General features: G+C 68.5%; 20 protein-coding genes. 17 read left to right on the forward strand and 3 right to left on the reverse strand.

All coding sequences use genetic code 11. The features are described from left to right. Positions 1–23: 23 nt before the first annotated feature. Complete coding sequence (gene eccCa, locus KV097_RS04405) at positions 24–3,980, forward strand: type VII secretion protein EccCa (RefSeq protein ID WP_220365178.1); 3,957 nt, start codon at positions 24–26, stop codon at positions 3,978–3,980. A gap of 69 nt (positions 3,981–4,049) precedes the next feature. Here eccCa and KV097_RS04410 read toward each other — a convergent pair whose 3' ends face one another. From KV097_RS04410 to KV097_RS04420, 3 genes are read right to left on the reverse strand one after another with little or no spacing between them, the layout of a single operon-like run. Continuing rightward, positions 4,050–4,412 (reverse strand): hypothetical protein, encoded by a 363-nt coding sequence (locus tag KV097_RS04410; RefSeq protein ID WP_220345045.1) that lies wholly within the window; start codon positions 4,410–4,412, stop codon positions 4,050–4,052. A gap of 18 nt (positions 4,413–4,430) precedes the next feature. After that, the gene (locus KV097_RS04415) at positions 4,431–4,724 is read right to left on the reverse strand and encodes a hypothetical protein (protein ID WP_220341609.1); all 294 of its coding nucleotides are present in this window, start codon (positions 4,722–4,724) and stop codon (positions 4,431–4,433) included. Positions 4,725–4,758: 34 nt separating this feature from the next. Further along, on the reverse strand, positions 4,759–5,115 hold the full coding sequence (locus KV097_RS04420) for a hypothetical protein (protein ID WP_220341608.1): 357 nt from the start codon (positions 5,113–5,115) through the stop codon (positions 4,759–4,761). Between the two features lie 283 nt (positions 5,116–5,398). On the opposite strand from KV097_RS04420, the gene KV097_RS04425 reads away from it, so the two are divergent. The 16 genes from KV097_RS04425 (at position 5,399) to KV097_RS04500 (ending at position 19,255) form a co-directional block, all read left to right on the forward strand. After that, positions 5,399–6,208: a hypothetical protein gene (locus KV097_RS04425; RefSeq protein WP_220365179.1), complete on the forward strand. Its 810-nt coding sequence runs from the start codon at positions 5,399–5,401 to the stop codon at positions 6,206–6,208. Positions 6,209–6,376: 168 nt separating this feature from the next. Continuing rightward, the gene (locus KV097_RS04430; protein WP_220365180.1) at positions 6,377–6,928 is read left to right on the forward strand and encodes a hypothetical protein; all 552 of its coding nucleotides are present in this window, start codon (positions 6,377–6,379) and stop codon (positions 6,926–6,928) included. Between the two features lie 152 nt (positions 6,929–7,080). Next, on the forward strand, positions 7,081–7,590 hold the full coding sequence (locus KV097_RS04435; protein ID WP_220365181.1) for a hypothetical protein: 510 nt from the start codon (positions 7,081–7,083) through the stop codon (positions 7,588–7,590). A 24-nt stretch (positions 7,591–7,614) separates the two neighbouring features. Beyond that, on the forward strand, positions 7,615–8,046 hold the full coding sequence (locus KV097_RS04440; RefSeq protein ID WP_220341604.1) for a hypothetical protein: 432 nt from the start codon (positions 7,615–7,617) through the stop codon (positions 8,044–8,046). Positions 8,047–8,062: 16 nt separating this feature from the next. Continuing rightward, a complete protein-coding gene (locus KV097_RS04445; RefSeq protein WP_220365182.1) occupies positions 8,063–8,248 on the forward strand; it encodes a hypothetical protein in 186 nt (61 codons plus the stop codon). Further along, a complete protein-coding gene (locus KV097_RS04450) occupies positions 8,245–10,278 on the forward strand; it encodes a DUF6571 family protein (RefSeq protein WP_220365183.1) in 2,034 nt (677 codons plus the stop codon). The genes KV097_RS04445 and KV097_RS04450 overlap by 4 nt, the downstream gene beginning before the upstream one ends. Positions 10,279–10,317: 39 nt before the next feature. After that, positions 10,318–10,557 carry a hypothetical protein gene (locus KV097_RS04455; RefSeq protein ID WP_220365184.1) on the forward strand — a complete coding sequence of 80 codons (240 nt, stop codon included), beginning with the start codon at positions 10,318–10,320 and terminating at the stop codon, positions 10,555–10,557. 86 nt (positions 10,558–10,643) lie between these two features. Next, complete coding sequence (locus KV097_RS04460; RefSeq protein ID WP_220365185.1) at positions 10,644–11,114, forward strand: hypothetical protein; 471 nt, start codon at positions 10,644–10,646, stop codon at positions 11,112–11,114. Then, complete coding sequence (locus tag KV097_RS04465; RefSeq protein ID WP_220341601.1) at positions 11,111–11,437, forward strand: hypothetical protein; 327 nt, start codon at positions 11,111–11,113, stop codon at positions 11,435–11,437. Before KV097_RS04460 ends, KV097_RS04465 begins: the two co-directional genes overlap by 4 nt. Next, positions 11,437–11,757: a hypothetical protein gene (locus KV097_RS04470; RefSeq protein WP_220341600.1), complete on the forward strand. Its 321-nt coding sequence runs from the start codon at positions 11,437–11,439 to the stop codon at positions 11,755–11,757. The genes KV097_RS04465 and KV097_RS04470 overlap by 1 nt, the downstream gene beginning before the upstream one ends. A gap of 274 nt (positions 11,758–12,031) precedes the next feature. Beyond that, positions 12,032–12,580 carry a hypothetical protein gene (locus KV097_RS04475; RefSeq protein WP_220365186.1) on the forward strand — a complete coding sequence of 183 codons (549 nt, stop codon included), beginning with the start codon at positions 12,032–12,034 and terminating at the stop codon, positions 12,578–12,580. Between the two features lie 168 nt (positions 12,581–12,748). Next, positions 12,749–15,394: a hypothetical protein gene (locus KV097_RS04480; protein ID WP_220365187.1), complete on the forward strand. Its 2,646-nt coding sequence runs from the start codon at positions 12,749–12,751 to the stop codon at positions 15,392–15,394. Then, on the forward strand, positions 15,363–16,001 hold the full coding sequence (locus KV097_RS04485; protein ID WP_220341597.1) for a hypothetical protein: 639 nt from the start codon (positions 15,363–15,365) through the stop codon (positions 15,999–16,001). Before KV097_RS04480 ends, KV097_RS04485 begins: the two co-directional genes overlap by 32 nt. A gap of 145 nt (positions 16,002–16,146) precedes the next feature. Beyond that, positions 16,147–16,362, forward strand: a complete 216-nt coding sequence (locus KV097_RS04490; RefSeq protein ID WP_220365188.1) for a hypothetical protein — start codon at positions 16,147–16,149, stop codon at positions 16,360–16,362. Then, a complete protein-coding gene (locus KV097_RS04495; RefSeq protein ID WP_220365189.1) occupies positions 16,359–18,707 on the forward strand; it encodes a hypothetical protein in 2,349 nt (782 codons plus the stop codon). The genes KV097_RS04490 and KV097_RS04495 overlap by 4 nt, the downstream gene beginning before the upstream one ends. Beyond that, positions 18,707–19,255 carry a hypothetical protein gene (locus KV097_RS04500; RefSeq protein ID WP_220341594.1) on the forward strand — a complete coding sequence of 183 codons (549 nt, stop codon included), beginning with the start codon at positions 18,707–18,709 and terminating at the stop codon, positions 19,253–19,255. The genes KV097_RS04495 and KV097_RS04500 overlap by 1 nt, the downstream gene beginning before the upstream one ends. The last annotated feature ends 106 nt before the right edge of the window (positions 19,256–19,361 follow it).

Consider the following 19,361-nt stretch of genomic DNA (forward strand, 5'->3'; position numbering starts at 1 on the left):
CTGCTCCGACCACGAGGACGGCGATGAGTACGACGCTGGTCAGACGGCCCCCACGCACGGCCCCTCCGCGCGTCGACGACGCCCCCCTCAGCATCCACGAGCCGCCGCACCGCACGCAGGCGCCGACACCGGCCGCCGGGATGACGATGCTCATGATGCCGATCATGAGCGGCACCGGGTCGTTGACGATGGCGCTCACCCAGAAGGACCGGCCGATCCTGGTCGTGGCCGGCTTCCTCGTCCTCATCGGCTCGATCGCCATCGGCGTCGTGATGATCGTCAGTCAGCGCGGCGGCGCACGGCGGCAGATGCGGGAGTCCCGGGAGCGCTACCTCGACTATCTCGAGGAGATGCGGCTGGCCGTCCGCGAGCGGGTCGCGACCCAGCGCACGGAGCAGGCCTGGCGGTTCCCGCGACCCGACGAGCTGATCGGTCTCGCGGGTGACGGTGCACGCCGGTGGGAACGACGCCCGTCGCACGGTGACTTCCTCTCGGTCCGCCTGGGGACGGGCGAGGTCCCCCTGTCGAGCGGGCTCGCTCTCGATGTCGACACCGGCCCGCTGAACGAGTTCGACCCGCTGTGCCTGAACGCCGCCGAAGAGCTCCAGCAGCGCTACGCCACCTTGTCGGAGCAGCCGATCACCCTCCCGCTGCGCCAGTACGGTCAGATCGCGATGATCGGTCACCCGGCGGCCGCCCGGGCGGTCGCACGGACGATGCTCGCCCAGCTGGTCACGCTGCACGCCCCCGGTGACCTCGATGTGGCGGTGGTCCGTCCCGAGGACGCCGCTGCCGCGTGGGACTGGGTGAAGTGGCTCCCGCACGCGCAGAGCAGCCGGACGTTCGACGGAGAGGTGCCGGCGCGCCGCGTGGCGACGTCGGTCGCGGCCCTCACCGAGCTGCTCGGCGCGGAGCTCGAGGAGCGGCTCGACCGCTACCAGCGCAGCCGGGGCGCCGGTGTCGTCGGGTCGCACCTCGTCGTGATCGTCGACCACGACGGTGGCAGCGGAGGTCACCTGGAGTCTCCCGACCCGGCGATCCCGCTCCAGGCCCTCGGCATCCACGTCGTCTCGCTGCTGCCGTCGCCTCGCCACGAGCCGCGACCGCTCGACGTCCGTGTCGAGATCGGGCCTGACGGCTCGCTGGTCACCGCGGTCCACCCGTCACCGTTCCGCGCCGACCTTCTCGACGAGGGCACCGAGAGCACCGTCGCTCGCACGCTCTCCGGCCTGCGGCTCAGCGCCGACGAGGCCGGGGAGAACGGGCTCGAGGGCTCGGTCGGCCTGGCCGAGATCCTGGGCGTCCGCGACCCCGCACACCTCGACACCCGTCGCACCTGGCGTCCTCGCGCGCTGCGTGACCTGCTCCGGGTGCCGATCGGCATCTCCGAGCAGGGCTCGCCCGTGCTGCTCGACCTCAAGGAGTCCGCGCACGGCGGCATGGGACCTCACGGTCTGGTCGTGGGCGCCACCGGCTCCGGCAAGTCCGAGATGCTCCGTACGCTCGTCAGCTCCCTGCTGGTCGGTCACGGCCCCGACCGGCTCGCGCTGATGCTGGTCGACTTCAAGGGTGGCGCGACGTTCGCGGCGATGGAGCACATCCCGCACCTCGCCGGCATGATCACCAACCTCCAGGACGACCTGACGCTGATCGACCGCATGCGTGACGCGCTGTACGGCGAGATGCAGCGCCGTCAGGAGGTCCTGAAGTCCGCCGGCAACCTCCCCAACGTCACGGCGTACCAGGAGAAGATCGACGCCGGTGAGCCGCTCGAGCCGCTCCCCCACCTGCTCGTGATCGTCGACGAGTTCTCCGAGCTGCTGACGGCCAAGCCCGACTTCGCCGAGCTGTTCGTCGCGATCGGGCGCATCGGGCGATCCATCGGCGTCCACCTGCTGCTCGCGACGCAGAAGCTGGAGATGGGCAAGATCCGCGGTCTGGAGTCGCACCTCTCCTACCGGATCAGCCTCCGCACGTTCTCGGAGTCGGAGAGCCGCGACGCCATCGGCGTCCCCGACGCCTACCACCTGCCGCCGGAGCCCGGCTCGGGTTACCTCAAGGTCGACACGACGGTGTTCGAGCGCTTCAAGGCGGCGCTGGTCTCGAGCCCGTACGTCCCGCCGGCCGAGGGCCCGAAAACGTCGGTCCCCGTCGTGCCGTACGTCGCGGTGAACGGCATCGGCGCCTGGATCGCCGACCGGGCCGCCGCCGAGCGCGAGGCCTCGCTCGGCGAGGCCGCCGCGGAGGCAGCCGCACGCAAGGGCGGCCCCACCGTCCTCGACGTGCTCTGCGAGCAGATGACCGCCGCCGGCGCGCCGCGGGTGCGCCCGGTGTGGCTCGACCCGCTGCCACCGGTCCTCACCCTCGACCGTGTGCAGACCGTCGACGAGCCGGGCGCTCCTGCGACGGTGCGCGCGACGCTCGGTCTGGTCGACGAGCCGGCCAAGCAGGCGCAGTACGCGCTCGAGTGGGACTTCACCGGTGCCGGGAGCAACCTCGTGCTTGCGGGTGCCCCGCAGACCGGCAAGAGCACGCTGCTCCGCACGATGGTGGCCTCGCTCGCGCTCCGCTACGCGCCGGGCACGGTCGCGTTCTACTGCATCGACTACGGCGGCGGCACGCTGCAGGCCCTTCGCAGCCTCCCCCACGTCGCCGCCGTCGCGACCCGCAACGACCCCGAGCGCATCAACCGCACCGTCCAGGAGGTCATGGCGGTGCTCGACGAGCGCGAGGAGCTCTTCCGCCGCTACGACCTGGAGAGCATGCAGGACTACCGGCGGGCCCGCGAGGAGGGACGCATCCCGCGCGACACGCCGGGCGACGTCTTCCTCGTGATCGACGGGTGGGCGACGTTCCGCGAGGAGTACGACGCGCTCGACTACGCGGTGGACGAGATCGCGGCGAGAGGTGGTGCGTACGGGGTGCACGTCGTCCTGACCGTCACCCAGAGCATGCAGATCCGGATGCGGATGCAGCCGTCGTTCGGCGGGCGGCTGGAGCTGCGCCTGAACGACCTGTACGACTCGCAGTTCGGCCGCAAGGTGATGGAGCAGATCCCGAAGGAGATCTCGGGACGCGGCGCGATGGAGGGCGAGCGGATCTTCCAGGCAGCAGTCCCCCGCATCGACGGCGTCCGCGAGACCGAGGACGTCTTCGAGGCGCAGAAGGAGCTGTTCACGGCGATCACGAAGCGCTGGGAGGGCATCGCGGTGGAGCGGGTTCAGACCCTTGCGCCGGTGGTCCACCTCGAGGAGCTGCCTCCGGTCGACCCGGCGTACCCGGGGGTCCCCGTCGGCGTGCTGGACCGCAACCTACGCGCGGTCTCGGTCAACCTGATCGGCTCGAACCCGCACCTGCTCGTCTACGGCGACCCGGAGACGGGCAAGACGAACTTCCTCAAGATGCTGCTGAAGGGCTACACCCAGCTGATGCCGCCCGAGCAGCTCGGCATCGTCCTCGTCGACTTCCGTCGCTCGCTGCTCGACGTCGTGCCCGAGGAGTACCTCGTCGCCTACTGCACCAACCGCGAGCAGACCGGGCAGGTCGCCACAGAGCTCGCGGGGTCGTTGCACCAGCGGCTCCCAGGGCCCGACGTGACCTCCGACCAGCTGCGCGAGCGCTCTTGGTGGAAGGGCCTGGAGCTGCTGGTGGTCGTCGACGACTACGACCTGGTCGCCACGTCGTCGGGCAACCCGCTCGACCCGCTGGTGGAGTACATCCCGCAGGGCAACGACCTGGGCTTCCACCTCGTCGCGTCACGACGGGTCAACGGGCTCGCACGCGCACAGTTCGAGCCGATGCTCCAGCGCCTCACCGACGTGTCGACCGCAGGCCTCATGTTCTCCGGCGACCGGCTCGAGGGGCGACTCGTCGGGGGCGTCGCGCCGACGCGCCTGCCGACGGGCCGTGCGCTCTACGTCAACCGCAACGGCCTCATCGGTCAGGTCCAGACCGGTCTCGTGCCGGAGCAGCACGCCTGACGGGTTCGTGAGACGACGAGGCCCCCTCCGTCACGGCGGAGAGGGCCTCGTCGTCTGGTGCGGCTCGTGCTAGCCGGCTGTGACCGGTTGTCGGGATCCCGAGTTGACGTCACGGTTCAGAGCCGACTGCTGATTGTGGAGGGCGGTGGTCTCGTTGCTCGTCTGGGCGACCGTCTTGGCACCGTTCGACGTGTTGTTGCCGAGGTTGCTGACGCCGTTGGCAACCGCGTTGGCGGTCTCCACGGCCCAGGTCTGGAACGCATCGACGCCGACGGTCACATCGCCGACGCCGTGCCGGGATCCGGGCGTGACGGCCTCGAGTGCCGTCACCAGCGTGCTCTTGGCCTGATGGACGTCGCCGGACAGGCCCGCGAGACGCTGACCTGCAGCGTGGGTCGCGGTCGTGTCGCCGACCTCGTAGAACGGGGCCATCGGGTCTCCTGGGCTGCGTCAGGCGCGGTTGCCGAAGAAGGACTGCATCCGCGGGATCGCGGAGTCGTTGATGTCCTGGGTCTTCTGGTCGGTCTGGTTGGACTTGAGCGAGGCCTGGTGCAGCTCGTCGGCGCGCTCGTAGGCCGTGCGGTGAACCGCGTGGGCCTCCTCGCTGCCGGCACCCGACAGGTTGGCCGCGATCTGGCGAGCGGCGGTCTCGACCGAGTCCTGGTCGGTCTGCGCGCCGCCGGCGAACTCCTTGCCGGAGGCGTTGATGTCCTCGCTGGCGGACTTGTCGTAACGAATCTTCACGTCGTGCTCCCTCTTCCTACGAGCTCTCGGACCGTCAGGCCTGGATGTCTCGGCGCAGCGACGTCGCCGTCGACTCGCCGTCGGTGGCGGACACCTTCTGCAGGGAGCTCGACTCCTCGGTCGTCTGCGCCTGCGACTGCTCGCCACGGTTGATGTTGGTGCCGACCGTGGCCACGTTGTTGGCGTTGGCCTGCTTCGCCGACGCGAGGGCGGTGTGGGCGGAACGCTGTGCGTTGCCGGCCGGGCCGACGTTGAGGCCCTCGGTGGCCTGCGTACGGCCAAGGTGGCGCGTCGCGGACGACGACGCGTCCTCGCTCGCGGTGCCGTGACCGCTCTTGGCGGCCTTGGACAACGAGCCGAGCTCTTCGTTACCCCAGTAGTTAGCACCCATGGTGGGCAAACCTCTCCTCAGACGACGAGTCAGTACAGACCATACGACGTACGGGGGCCACCGGGGCAAGGGAGAAACGGCCGCTGTCCCGGAATGTGGCGCCGCGTATCTCGCCGCCGCCGGGGCACCTCATTTTTTTCCGTGACCTGTGATTTGGCTAGAGTCCGTGACCTCTCAGGAAGACGGCTCGGCATGCGCGGTCAGGAGGGCGGCGGCAGCTCATCGCCGCTGATCGAGGGCTTCACCGACGTCGGCGATGCGCTGAGTTTCAGGATTGGTATCGATGTTCTCCTTGGTGATCGGTGCAGTGGGCCTGACGTTGGTCGTCCTCTCCGGATGGTCCTGGCGCGGTCGGACCCGGGCAGCACGGTGGTGGACCCGACGCACGGGCGGCGAACTCCTCGTGCTGGCGTTCCTCCCCTCGCTCGGGCTCGTCCTCCTCGGTGCCGGGCTGGCCGAGATCGGCTCGCTCTCCGGTCTCTCTTCCGTTCTTGCGATCCTCGGGGCGCTGTCGCTCGTGCTCGGGCTCCTGGTCACCGGCGTCGGCCTCCTCTGGTGGCCAGCGCAGCGCCTGTGGGGCCCGCGCTGGTACACCAGCCAGTCCGCGAAGGGCCGGTGGGACGCTCTTTCCGACCCGTTCTCCTCGCTCGCCGGCCGTCTCGGCTCAGGATCGACGGCCGCCGCTCCTGAGCCGCGATGGTTCGGCCGGGCGATCGCATCCTGGCGCGGGGGCCGTGTCCTGGATCCGGACACTCGGGAGCGGCCGGATGCGGCGTCGCGTCGGGGCACGGTGGCGGGCATCGTACGCCTTGGCGAAGGCGGGCTCTGGTTCGAGTCGACCGGTGGGCCGACAACCTGGTCCGGCCGCGCCTCCGCCGGTGTGCGGTGGTCGGAGATCATGGATGTGAGGGTTGTTCCCGCTCGCGCAGGCGCCGACGGGAGGGTGCGCACAGGCGTTCTCTACCGTTCGTGGTGCCGGAGGCTCGTCGTCGCGACAGCCGACGAGAGCTACCTCTACGAGATCTCGTGGGGCCGCGCGCACGCTGTCGCCGATGCCATCGCCCAGGAGCGAGCTGCCCGCCCTGCGCGTTGACCATCCGATCGCGCCGTGAGATCGCTGGGCGCGCTGGTCCCGGCTGACGCCTCCGGGTTGCGTCGCGAACGTCGTCGTCGCGGTCGGCGCGGCGGTAACCCTTTCGCCGCGAGGCGGGCCTCGCTACAGTCCGGACGGTTCGTGGGCTCTCCGGAAGGACGACTCGGGATGCACTTCGGTCATGTTGGCCTCGGCCTCGCCACCCTGGTCTCCTGCGCCCTCTCGGGGTGTGACGATCCCGAGCCCGCCACCGACGCGAAGTCCGTCGATGGCAAGATCTGCGGATACCTCAGCCCCGCCTTGATCGAGTCGATCGTCGGTCACGACGATGCGGCGGCGGCAGGTGACGAGATCGTGCCGGCCGACGAGCGGGCCGACCGCGAGCAGGAGTGCGCCGTCGTCGACGGCAACCGCACCGTTGTCTTGGCCCAGGTTCACGATGCCCCCTCGACACGACCCGGTCACGACGCTGCACCCCTCGACAACTGCGTGCGACTCGACGACCTGGCCGACTGGACCGGCAGCGTCTGTTGGAGCGACTCGAGCATGCGCGCGACCGTGTGGCCCGACAACGGGGCCCGGCTCCTCGAGGTCTCGTACTTTCCCGAGGGAGGGGGCGCCGACAAGGTCGACACCCGCGACGAGCTCGTCCATGTCACGGTCTCGCTGGCCCGTGACGTCGAGGCAAACATCAAGTCGTACGACGAGAGGCACCAGTGAGCGCTCACGCCCCCCCAGGACGTCCAGAACAACCTCCGGTGACCGTTCGACCGACGACCTTCACGAGCTCCTCGAAGGTGTCACGGAGGAGGTCCGCATCGGCGACCCGCCACAGATCCGGGACGCGGATCAGTGCACGGGCCCTCGCCGGCGTGGCAGCGGCTGCGTTGGTCGCCTCACTCGCCGGATGCGACGACGAGCCGGAGGCCGACGCGACGTCGCGCCTGTGCGGGATGCTCGACCCCGAGGCCGCAGAGCGGATTACCGGGGACGTCGAGCTGACCGGCTTCGGTGGCGGGAACCTCGACGCGACACGACGTCAGGGGAACGCTCTCACCTGCATCGTCGACGGTCCTGGTGGCGAGGACCTCCTTCAGGTCACCACGATGGATCTGTCGGACCAGGCCGAGTGGGCGGCGATGCAGAAGCAGCTCACTGACGAGATCGCCGGAAGCGACACCTGCGCGATGCGCACGGACGAGCCGCTCGGGTACGTCTGTCGGAGCACAGACGCCACCGAGATCGCTGTGCTCTTTCCTCGTCGCTGGGTACGCGTGGACGCCACGGCCCGCGCCAACGCGGAGCCTCCCGAACCCAAGGCCGTGCTCACGGTCGCGGCCAACGTCCACGCCAACCTCGAGGCGTACGACGAGAAGCAGTGATGCGTCCGGGACCTGATGAGGAACGTGGATGAGTCCTCGTTCGTACCGGACTGCGGGCACTGCTTCACCTCCCCTACCCTCGACGCTCTGGGGCCGGGCTACGTGCGCCGCACCGACGGACGCACGCAGACCAGGGTCGTCCTCCCCGACCGCTTCGTCTTCTTGACGCTCTTCGGGAAGGACGGGACCGACGATGCTGTGGTAGCCACTGCCGTGGACCTCATCGAGAACGCGCGAGGAAACCTGACGGCGAGGGAAACCCCGACGCCCGGGTGGCCCCCCTCCTCGCACATGAACTGGATGTACATCAGCGAAGCGCGCGACGCGCCTCAATCTCGAGATCCCTGTTCGGCCGTCGACCATCGGCGGCTCCGGCTCGCTCAGGTTGCACGGGCCCGGACCCCGTTTACCGCGGCCTGTGACTTCGCTACAGTCCGTACGGTCCGTGACCTCTGAGGAAGGACGACTCGGGATGCGTGTTGAGGACGGCGGCGGCGCCTCATCTCTGCTCATCGCGGGTTTCGAGCGGCATGACGTCTCCCCAGGCACGATCACCGCGCAGGCCGATGCCGTCGCTGGACCAGCCGGTGACGTCGAGAACTTCAACGCCGACCAGGCACGAAGCACAACACCGCCCGCGAAGGCGTGGCCGGTGTGATCGCCACCGCGATGGAGGGTGCCGACACGCCGACGAAGAACATAGGCCGGAACCTGATCCAGGGCATCACCATCGGCGCCGGCGCGATCCGCCTCTTCGGCACTGCCGTCGAGACGTTCAACAACACGATCGACGGCCTCAACAGCCAGATCCGGTCCGAGGCGACCCGCGAGGAGCAGATCGAGAGGAAGTCGACGCTCTCCGGCCAGCACGCCGGGGCGGTCCAGACGCTCCAGTCGGCAGCACGCACCGCCAAGGGCCAGCTGAGCGACCCGCTGAAACCCGCGCACGTCGAGGCGCTCTACGCCGCGGGCGCGCTCCCGTCCTTCGCACCGGAGATGTTCAGAAACGTCGCCGATCTGAAGGCGGTGAAGCTGACCGCCCTTCCGTTCGACGTGGCGAACATGTCCGCCGAGGACCAGGCGAAGTACGTCATCGACCACGCAAAGGATCTCGACGCGCAGTTCATCGCCCTCCTCAGCCCGGCGGTGAGGGGTCTCGTCGCCGAGGCCGTTGCGAAGGACATCCGCACCAAGGCGATCGACGAGGACACCGCGGCGACCCTCGCGCTGATGAAGGACGACGCTGCATTCGCGCACCGTCTCTACTCGACCGTGACCCCCGACCAGATGGCCGATGCCATCTTCGACCTCAGCAACGAGGTGTTCCCGCCGGGCACGTTCGGCCCGCCTGACCAGGTCGAGAGAGCCAAGGTCTACGCCGAGTTCCTCGCTGGCGCCGGCCATGCGTTCGCGACCTACACCAAGGCCACTGGGGCCCACGCGCCGCCGCAGGACCTCAGCGACCAGTGGTTCAGGGCCATCACCGACGAGACGAATCCTGAGAACGCCGCCGCCCTGACCATGCTCATCAAGCATGGCGGCAAGACGGCGTCGTACGACCCGACGTTCCTTGCCGACCTGACCGACCAGGTGTACGACTGGGAGCGCAGCCACGACGGGATGCCGGTGTGGGGCCCGATCAACGACAGCTTCGGAACGGGCTACGGCGTCAAGGAGCCCTACTACGACCTGGGCAAGCCCGGCGACCCGTACGACGACACGGCTCACTACCAGGTTCCGTACGACGGCCTCGCCAATCTGCTGTCCGGGATGGCAAAGACTCCCGAGGCCGCCGAGCAGTTCTTCGACGACCCGGACACCACGCGCTACCACGATCGCGACGTCAACGAGAAGCTCCACTACCTGTTCACCGAGCGGAAGTGGCCCACCGACGACGGCGACGGCTTCGGCGTGGCGCTCGAGGGCGCCACGACGCACTCGCGCGACGTCGTCTCGAAGGGCGACCTCGGCGGCGAGACGGCCCAGTCCCGTGCCGCGACGCTCGCCAGCCAGACGGTGTTCATCATCGGTCAGGAGTCGGGCACCGGCGACGGCCCGTGGCCGGGCGACGACGGCTGGCACGTCCCGGAGGGCATGACCGACTCCGTGGGGAAGATGCTCGCCTCGTACATCCCTGACGTGCACCGTGCGGCACAGGAGGGCAATGGCGACTCCCTCGACGGAGGTTGGACGTACGACGCCTCCGACGGAAAGGGCGGTGTCGCCCTCGGCATGCGAGCGAACGTCGACGACCTCACGAAGGTGCTCCAAGATGTCGGCCGTTACGACGACAAGACCGGCTTGCAGTACGTCACCACGGCAGCACTCACCCATCACAACGCGACGGTCGCGAACGCCCTGGACACCGCGGTGCTTCCTGACGGCTCCCACCCGACGACGCTCAAGGAGCTGAGTGCGTCCAACTTCGAGGAACTGCTCGGCGACGCATCCTCCAAGTCGGGCCGCACCCTGGCCCTGGTCATGAACGAGGGCTTCCTCGGCGGCAAGGACGGCGAGGCCGCGACTCAGGAGCAGCGCGAGGCACTCGCCAAGGCCTTCGGCGTGGCGACCGAGTTCCTGCCGCCGGTCGCGAACCCCGTCGGCAGCGTGCTCACAGGCCAGGCGCTCGGGCTGGTCGGCGATCAACTGGCCGCCCAACCCGACAGCGCTGCGCAGTCCTGGGCGTAGGACGCCGACAAGGGCGTCAAGGACTCCCTCAGGCACCAGATGTACAACACGCTTCTCAACGCCGGATATCTGCCGGTGGGCGAGGGCGGTATCCCTCCCGGGGTGGTTCAGACCGACACTCAGGGCAACCGCATCATCAACCCCGATCTCTACGACCCGAAGGCAGACGTCGATCCCGACCTCAAGGACGACTTCAACCGCTGGCTCGCGACTGCGCCTTCAGGTCTGGCGCAGGAGGCCATCAACTCGTACGCCTCGAACCTCCCCAGCTTCCGATGAACCGCAGGCTCAGGCTCGCTGTAGCGACGGGACTCCTCTCCGCGATGGCGCTCACAGGTTGCACGGACGATCCGCCGCAGGAAGAGGTGTTCAGCCTCGACGCATGCCGTCTCCTCGAGGAGGTCACGGTCGAGGAGCTCGTCGGCGCTCTGCGCGACACGGAGGAGACGTCGGTCGACAACGGAGGACTCGAGAGCAACTGGGCTCAGTGCCGCTACCTTCCGGACGACACGTCCCGTCCGGCCCTGGCTCTCCTGGTCAAGCACGGCGAGACCGACGACGCGGCCCTTGTCGGCGCGGCAGCGAGACAGTGCGAGGAGCGCGAGCCGTTGGCGGTCGAAGGCGCGACCGGCTATCTGTGCGGCGACCCTGACGTCGACGGCACGACGGCCCCTTATGCCCGCGCCGTCTGGGGCACCGACCCCGTGTACTACGCCTCTCTCGGTCTGACGCCGCATGGCAAGTCGCCGTCGGTCGCTGAGGCAGCCGACGACCTGCGCACCGCCGTTCGGGAGCTCATGGGGAACGTCAACGCGTCCTCGTTCGCGCCGCGATGACCCCGACCGCTGAGATGCCCGAGTCGTCCCAGCACCCGCGTGCGACGCGGATCGGTGTACGGGTCTTCGCCGGCGGCGTGGCGGTCGCGCTCGCCGACACCCTGGCCGGATGTGAGGACGAACGGGAGGCCGACGCGACGTCCCGCCTGTGCGAGTCGGTTGACCCCACGGCCGCAGAGGCGATCACCGGGGACGCCGACCTGACCGGTTTCGGCGGCGGGAACCTCGACGCGACGCGACGTCGGGGAAACGCTCTCGCCCGACGCGGACCAGTGAACCGTTCGACGAGGCCGGCCGACGCCGGGATGAACAAGGACGGATGATGCCTATGCTTCGCATCGGCGGTGCGCTCGGGCGCCTGGTCGGCGGCCTCGCGCTGGTCCTCGCCGGCACCATGGCCGTCGCGGCCTGCAGCACCGACGATGATCCCGACGCGCAGGCGGCCCGCGACCTCGTCGACGGCACGGCCTGCGGGTTCTTCACTCGTGACGTGATCGAGCCCGTCGTCGGGCACGGTGACCTCGACACCCTCGGCGACGGGATCGGTCCGGCCGACGAGCGGGCGCTGCGCGCTCAGGAGTGTGCCGTCCTCGATGAACGCCGGGACGAAACCCCCGTACGCCTCGAGGTGATCCGGTCCTGAGTCCAACAGACAGCACCGCGCCAGCCTGCGAGGGCATCTGGTCTCTCGCAGTTGGGGGACGGTCCCTCCGACGGCTGCGTCGTCGGATCATCGGTCACCTCGGCCGTTCGGCGGGGTCAAGCCGCAAGAGCGGACCACGCAGATCGAGGAAGCGATCGCGTTGGCCCGTGACGTCGAGGCAAACGTCCAGGCGTACGACGAGAGGCGCCAGTGAGCGCTCACGCCTGCGCGGACGCCCAGCACCATGTCGGGTGACTCGCCGTCGGACGACTCCGTGAACGCGCGCGTGGCGGCCTGCGCGCTCGCCCTTCTCGCGATGGTGGCCGCGTGTGACGACAGCTCCGCCCCCGAGGCCGAGGGGCCGTCCCGCTACTGCGACATCCTCGACCCAGAGGTGGCCGAGCCTGTCGTCGGTGACCTCGACGTCAAGACGTTCGGTAGCGAGGACCTCGACCCGACGCGACGCCAAGGCCATGGGCTCGACTGCCAGGTGAGCACCGCGACCGGCAGCGACACTCTGCTGACGATCACGCTGCGTGACACCACCGGCCCGGCCGACTGGGACGCGATGAAGGCCCAGCTGGCCGAGGAGACAGAAGGCGCTCCGGAGTGCACCGCCCTCACCGGCGATCCTGCGGGCTACGTCTGCGGGGGCATCGACGGCACGGACGAGACGAACCTCGCCGCACTCTTCCCGGACCGCTGGATTCGCATCATCGCGCGCACACGCAACGGCGATGCGCCGCCGCCCGATACCCAGGACGTGCTCGCGATTGCCGAGAACATCGACGCGAACCTCGAGGCGTACGACGCCGACCAGTGACGACCCGGCTGAGGGGCGAGGACGACTTCGACCACCGCGTCCGGTTTCTGCCTCGCCGATCGCCGATCGCCGACCGGCCGAGCAGGCGCGCCTCGGAGACGTTTACCGCGACCTGTGACTTCGCTACAGTCCGTACGGTCCGTGACCTCTTAGGAAGGACGACTCGGGATGCGCGTTGAGGACGGCGGCGGCAGCTCATCTCTGCTCATCGCGGGTTTCGAACGGCACGACGTCTCCCCAGGCACGATCACCTCGCAGGCCGATGCCGTCGCGACACCGGCCGGTGACGTCGAGAACTTCAACGCCGACCTCACCAAGAAGCACAACACCGCCCGCGAAGGCGTGGCCGGTGTGATCGCCACGGCGATGGAGGGTGCGGACGCGCCGACCAAGAACCAGGCACGCACTCTGATCCAAGGCATCACCATCGGGGCCGGCGCGATCCGGCACTTCGGCACCGCCGTCGAGACCTTCAACGGTGCGGTCGACGGACTCAACAACCAGATCCGCTCCGAGAAGACGCGCGAGGATCAGCTGAAGAAGAAGGCGGCGCTCTCCGGTCAGCACGCCGGCGCGGTCGAGACGCTCCAGTCCGCCGCCCGCACCGCCAAGGGCCAGCTGACCGACCCGCTCGATCCCAAGCACGTCAGTGCTCTGTATGCCGCCGGCGCCCTCCCCTCCTTCGCGCCCGCGATGTTCAGCAACGTCGCCGACTTGACCAAGGTCAAGCTCACGGCGCTTCCGGTCGACCTCGCCAACATGACCGATCGCGAGCAGGCCGACTACATCAAGCAGAACGCCGCGACTCTCGATCCCGCGCTGATCGCGCTGTTCGGTCCCGCGGCCAAGCAGATGGTGGCCCAGGACGTCGGCGCCGCGATCAAGAACAAGGCGATCGACCGCGCCACCGTCGATGTCCTCAGCTCTCTCAAGAACGACCCGGCGTTCGCCAAGGCGCTCTACAGCACGGTTACCCCCGACGAGTTCTCCAAGGCGATCGCCCACATCAACCTGGACCTCTTCGGCGTGGGCCCCGACCGCAACGGCGCGACCTTCCCTGGCACGGCCAAGGACAAGCTCGCGCTGTACGACGACTTCATCGACGCCGCCGGCGTGACCCTCGCGACGTACAGTCGCACGGTCGACGCCGACAAGCTCACCGACACGTGGTTCGACGCGATCACCGACCGGGACAACCCGACCAACGCCGCCGCGCTGACGCTGCTGCTGCGTGAGGGCGGCGAAGCCGGCGGCGAGTACGACGCGGCCTTCATCTCGGACCTCAGCAGCAGGGTCCTGGACTGGGAGCGCGACCAAGACGATGCTGTCTGGGGTCCTCTGGCCGAGGCGAGCGGGCAGTGGATCCGCGATCCCGACCGTGTCACGCTCAACGAGTACACCTTCAACAACGGCTACGAAGACGAGACCAACTACACCTTCGAGGGTGGCCACGCGACGGACGGTCTCGCCAACCTGCTCGGGGCGATGGGCAGCTCCCCCGAGGGCGCCCAGCGATTCTTCAGCGACGGAGACGGCGTCGACGACGATCGCCTCGAGTACCTCATGTTCAAACGCACCTTCTCCTCCGAGGGAGTGACGCGGAGCGACGAGGGAGACGGCCTGGGTGAGGCGCTGGAGGCGGCCACCACGGGGCACCTGCGCTCAGGCGAGAACAGCGGTCCCCCTTCGCTGGGCGACTACACCGACGAGCGTGCTGCCGCACTGGCGTCGAAGGTGTTCACCCTGATCGGAGAGAATCGCGGGACGGGCAACACCGACCACCTCCTCGATCCCAAGAAGCAGGGCACCGGGGGCGGTGGCATCGGCGACGAGTGGCACATGTGGAGCGAGATGCGCGACAGCATCGGCAACATCGGCGCCGGTTACGCCGAGGACGTCTATCGCACCCTCGCGAACGGCCAGGGCGTCGATGGTGACGGAAAGCTCACCGTCAGCTACGACAACCTCAACGCGGTCCTCGGCGAGATCGGTCGGGGCGACGACAAGTCGGGCATCGAGGTGCTTGCCACGGCGCTCGTCATCGAGGGCAACGACCGCATGGGTGAGGAGATCGCCGAGTACGAGCGCGAGGCGATCGCCGAGTGGCGGGCAGCCCACCCGAACCATCCCGCGGGCGAGCCGCTCCCTGCCGAGGTGATGAAGAACATCAAGAACGCGTCCGTGCTCGCCGAGGACAGCGCGGACCGCGAGCTCACCGACGTGGTGGAGGACAACGGACGTGTGCTCGGTCGGCTGCTCGGCCAGTCCGTCACCGTCGACATGGATGACGAAGAGGCAGCGGCGGCCCGGGCGGCGCTGGCGGCGAAGGCGTTCGATGTCGCGACCGGTTTCCTGCCCGGCAACGAAGTACTCGGACAGGGAGCGTCCGAGCTCGCCAAGACGGCCTTCGACACCGCGAAGTCACAGGGTCTCGACGCGATCAAGAGTGGTGTCACGAGCGCTCCGGCACCGACCTCGGACGCCTACCGCGCCACCACGGACAACGCGTGGCGCGAGAACCTGCAGGGCGGGTTGGCCAACGTGCTCGTCCAGTACGGCTACACCGCAGGCAACGACGGGCAGGACCTTCCCCGAGATGCCCTCGACAGCAACGGCCACGTCAAGCGTGAGTTCGTGGCGGAAGGTGGGACGGCGCCGACCTCGTGGCACGACTGGTGGGACAGCGACGCCGGCAACAACTACGGCACCTTGAGAGAGTCGATGGACCAGGCGTTCAACAATGCCGAGGAGGAAGCTGTTGAGGACGCCAAGAATCGCGAAGATGACGGCAACCAAGAGTCGCGCGGTGGGTGAGATGCGCCGCAGGTTCCGTGCCGTGGTTGCCCTCGCGGTGCTGTCCCTGGCGCTCGCCGGGTGCGACAGCGGCTCCGATCGCGCCGACGGCGACGAGGCGGTGCAGATGGTCGACGGCTTGGTCTGCGGCGTGTTCGACGTCGACATCGTGGAGGCTGTCGTCGAGTCGGACGACTACACCGCCTCCGGCACCGGCGTTCCCGAGATCGGTTCGGCGCCCGACTCCGGCCGCATCGAGTGCTCCATCGGTGTGGGTGAGGACGACTTCGACCACCGCGTCCGGTTCTCTGCGTCGCCGATCGCCGACAAGGCCGAGCAGACGCGGGTGGAGGCACGCGAGGCTGCCGCCTTGGCCAGCAGCCGGCAGAAGATCGGCGAACAGGGCGGGCACTGCTTCACCTCCCCGACCCTCGACGCTCTCGGGTCGGGTTACGTGTGCCGCACCGACGGACGCACGCAGACCAGGGTCGTCCTCCCCGACCGCTTCGTCTATCTGACGCTCTTCGGGGAGAACGGCACCGACGATGCCGTGGTAGCGGCTGCCGTGGACCTCATCGAGAACGCGCGAGGAAACCTGGCGGCGAGGGAAACCTCGACGCCCCGGTGACCCCCTCCGCGAAGCGCGCGACGCGCCTCAATCGCTCGACGATCCCAGTTCGGCCGTCGACCATCGGCGGCTCCGGCTCGCTCAGGTGCACGGGCCCGGACCCCGTCTACCGCGACCTGTGACTTCGCTGCTGTCCGTACGGTCCGTGACCTCTCAGGAAGGACGACTCGGGATGCACCTCGAGGACAACGACGGCGGAGGCTCCTCTCTGCTCATCGCGGGTTTCGAACGGCACGACGTCTCCCCAGGCACGATCACCTTGCAGGCCGATGCCGTCGCGGCACCGGCCGGTGACGTCGAGAACTTCAACGCCGACCTCACCAAGAAGCACAACACCGCCCGCGAAGGCGGGCCGGTGTGATCGCCACGGCGATGGAGGGCGCGGACACGCCGACGAAGAACATGGGCCGGAACCTGATCCAGGGCATCACCATCGGGGCCGACGCGATCCGCCTCTTCGGCACTGCCGTCGAGACGTTCAACAACACGATCGACGGACTCAACAGCCAGATCCGCTCCGAGAAGACGCGCGAGGAGCAACTGAAGAAGAAGGCGGCGCTCTCGGGTCAGCACGCTGGCGCCGTCGAGACGCTCCAGTCCGCCGCCCGCACCGCCAAGGGCCAGCTGACCGACCCGCTCGACCCCAAGCACGTCCGCGCGCTCCACGCGGCGGGCGCACTCCCCTCGTTCGCGTCTGCGATGTTCTCCAACGTCGTCGACCTGTCCAAGGTCAAGCTCAAGACCCTCCCCTACGACGTGGCGAACCTGTCGGCCGAGGACCAGGCGAAGTACGTCATCGACCACGCAAAGGATCTCGACGCGCAGTTCATCGCCCTCCTCAGTCCTGCGGTGAGGGGTCTTGTCGCCGAGGCCGTTGCGAAGGCCATCCGCGCAAGGGAGATCGACGAGGACACCGTCGCGACCCTCTCGCTGATGAAGGACGACGCTGCATTCGCGCACCGTCTCTACTCCACCGTCACACCCAACCAGATGGCTGACGCCATCCTCGACCTCAGCAACGACGTATTCTCACCAAGCTCGTCGGTTCCTCCGCTCGACCACGCCGAGAAGGCGAAGGCCTACGCCGAGTTCCTCGCTGGCGCCGGCCACGCGTTCGCGACGTACACGAAGGGCGTGGGCACTCATGCGCCGCCGCAGGACCTCAGCGACCAGTGGTTCCGCGCGATCACCGACGAGACGAATCCTGAGAACGCCGCCGCCCTGACCATGCTCATCAAGCACGGTGGCAAGACCGCGTCGTACGACCCGACGTTCCTCGCCGACCTGACCAACCAGGTCTACGACTGGGAGCGCAGCCACGACGGCAGACCGGTGTGGGGTCCGCTCAACGAGCGGCTCGGACAGGGCTACAGAGTCAAGGAGCCCTACTACGACCTGGGCAAGCCCGGCGACCCGTACGACGACAGGGCTCACTACCAGACCCCGTACGACGGCCTTGCCAACCTCCTGGCCGGGATGGCGAAGACGCCGGAGGCCGCTCAGGACTTCTTCGCGGCCGAGGCCGGGGACGTCGACAAGGACAAGCTCGACTACCTCATCGGCAAGAAGGACGGCGACGAGGTCGATGCTCGCACGTTCTCGGCCAGGTACGGCAGCGACGAAGGCGACGGCCTCGGTCTGGCGCTCGAGGCTGCCACGATCGGAGCCGGAGGCGATGCGGTGTTCGGCGCCGAGCTTGCCACCGACGTCTTCAAGAGGATCGCCGACCTGTCTGGTCACGGCGGCCCGGACTCGTGGTACGAGAATGCCTGGCACGTGTGGCCCGACATGACCGACAGCTTGGGCACGATCGCCTCCGGTCACACCGACGACGTCTACCGGCTGCTCGCCGGCGGCACCGTCGCCGACGCGGACGGGCGGCTAGTGCTCACCGGTCCCGAGCTCGAGACTGTTCTCGGAGAGATCGGCCGCGGCGACGACAAGACAGGTCTGCAGACCCTTACCACCGCGATGCTGCTGGAGACGCGCCTCCAGAACGGTGCGTTCCTCAACGAGTTCCCCGCAGGCAGCAGGACGCTCGACGGCCTCGCCAACTCCGGCTACCACGGACTCCAGCAGCAGCACGGCGAGGTCATGGGCAACCTGTTCAACCAGGGCCTCGAGATGAGTGCCGAGAGGGACGACGTCGAGACTGCCCGTCGCGAGCTGATGTCGAAGGCGCTCGATATCGGGACCGGCTTCCTCCCCGGAGCGGGCTCCGTACTTGGCGAGACGGCGAGCGAGCTTGCCAAGAACTCCTATTCTGCGATCCAAGGCGAGGCGCTCTCCCAGCTGAAGGATGCCGTCAAGTACTCGCCAGACACCGACGGGTACCTCGACCGCGAGACTGCCTCGATCCCCGACAAGCTGGAGAACGCCGCACTCGCCGACCTCTACAAGTACGGCTTCCTCCATGACCAGGACATCACCGTCGGCGTCGAGGGTTCTGCACACAAAGTCCACTTCGACGGCATCTCACCCGATCTCTTCACCGGTGGAGACAATCCGCAGCTGCATCCCGAGCTCTACGATCGTGCGGATGGGGCAGTGCTGCCCGAGGACATGCCGAACCGTGCGGCCGTCGAGCAGGCGTGGCACGACTGGTCCGACCCGCAGAACCAGCCTCGGCACCGGATCAAGGAGTTCATCTACCAGTCCACCTTCCTGGAGAGCTTTGTCGATCCCACCCTGCGAGGAGGCAAATGATGGCTGGGAGGCGCCACAGCGGCGTTGCTTTCGTCGGCGGAGCGCTCCTCGCCGCGACCACTGTGCTGAGCGGTTGCTCCGATGACGAGCCAGCCACCGCGGACGACCTTGTCTGCGGCATCTTGGACCGCTCGGCGATGGAGACCATCACCGGTGATCTCGTGGTCGCCGCGGATGGCGAGATGGTACCGGCGACTCAGCGGAAGAAGGGCAGCGAATGCGAGGTCGGACGCAACGGACGACTCTTGCTGGACATCTCCCTGCGCGACTTCGAAGACGAGGCCGACCGCACCGCGGCGATCGCGAAGGCCACCGAGAGCAGAGATTCGCTCGGGTGCACCGACCTCACGGACGCCGTGGGATACAGCTGCCGATTCACGGACCAGCAACTCGGTGACAAGACTGGCGTGATCGTCGTGTTCGACGACCGACAGGTCGCGGTCCACGCCCGCACACCCGATAGGACGATAACCCCCAAGACGGAGGATGTGCTCGCGATCGCCCGCAACGTCGACGCCAACATCACCGCCTACGACGCCGCGCGCTGATCTCGGTGCGGCGTCACCGCGGTCGAGCTCCCACAGTGCGCCTTGGCGCCCGACACCGGCCGTCGATACAGTGCTGATCCTCGATGAGTCCTCCCAGGAAGGCCCG

It is taken from the genome of Mumia sp. zg.B17 (assembly GCF_019550915.1).
Taxonomy (GTDB): Bacteria; Actinomycetota; Actinomycetes; order Propionibacteriales; family Nocardioidaceae; genus Mumia.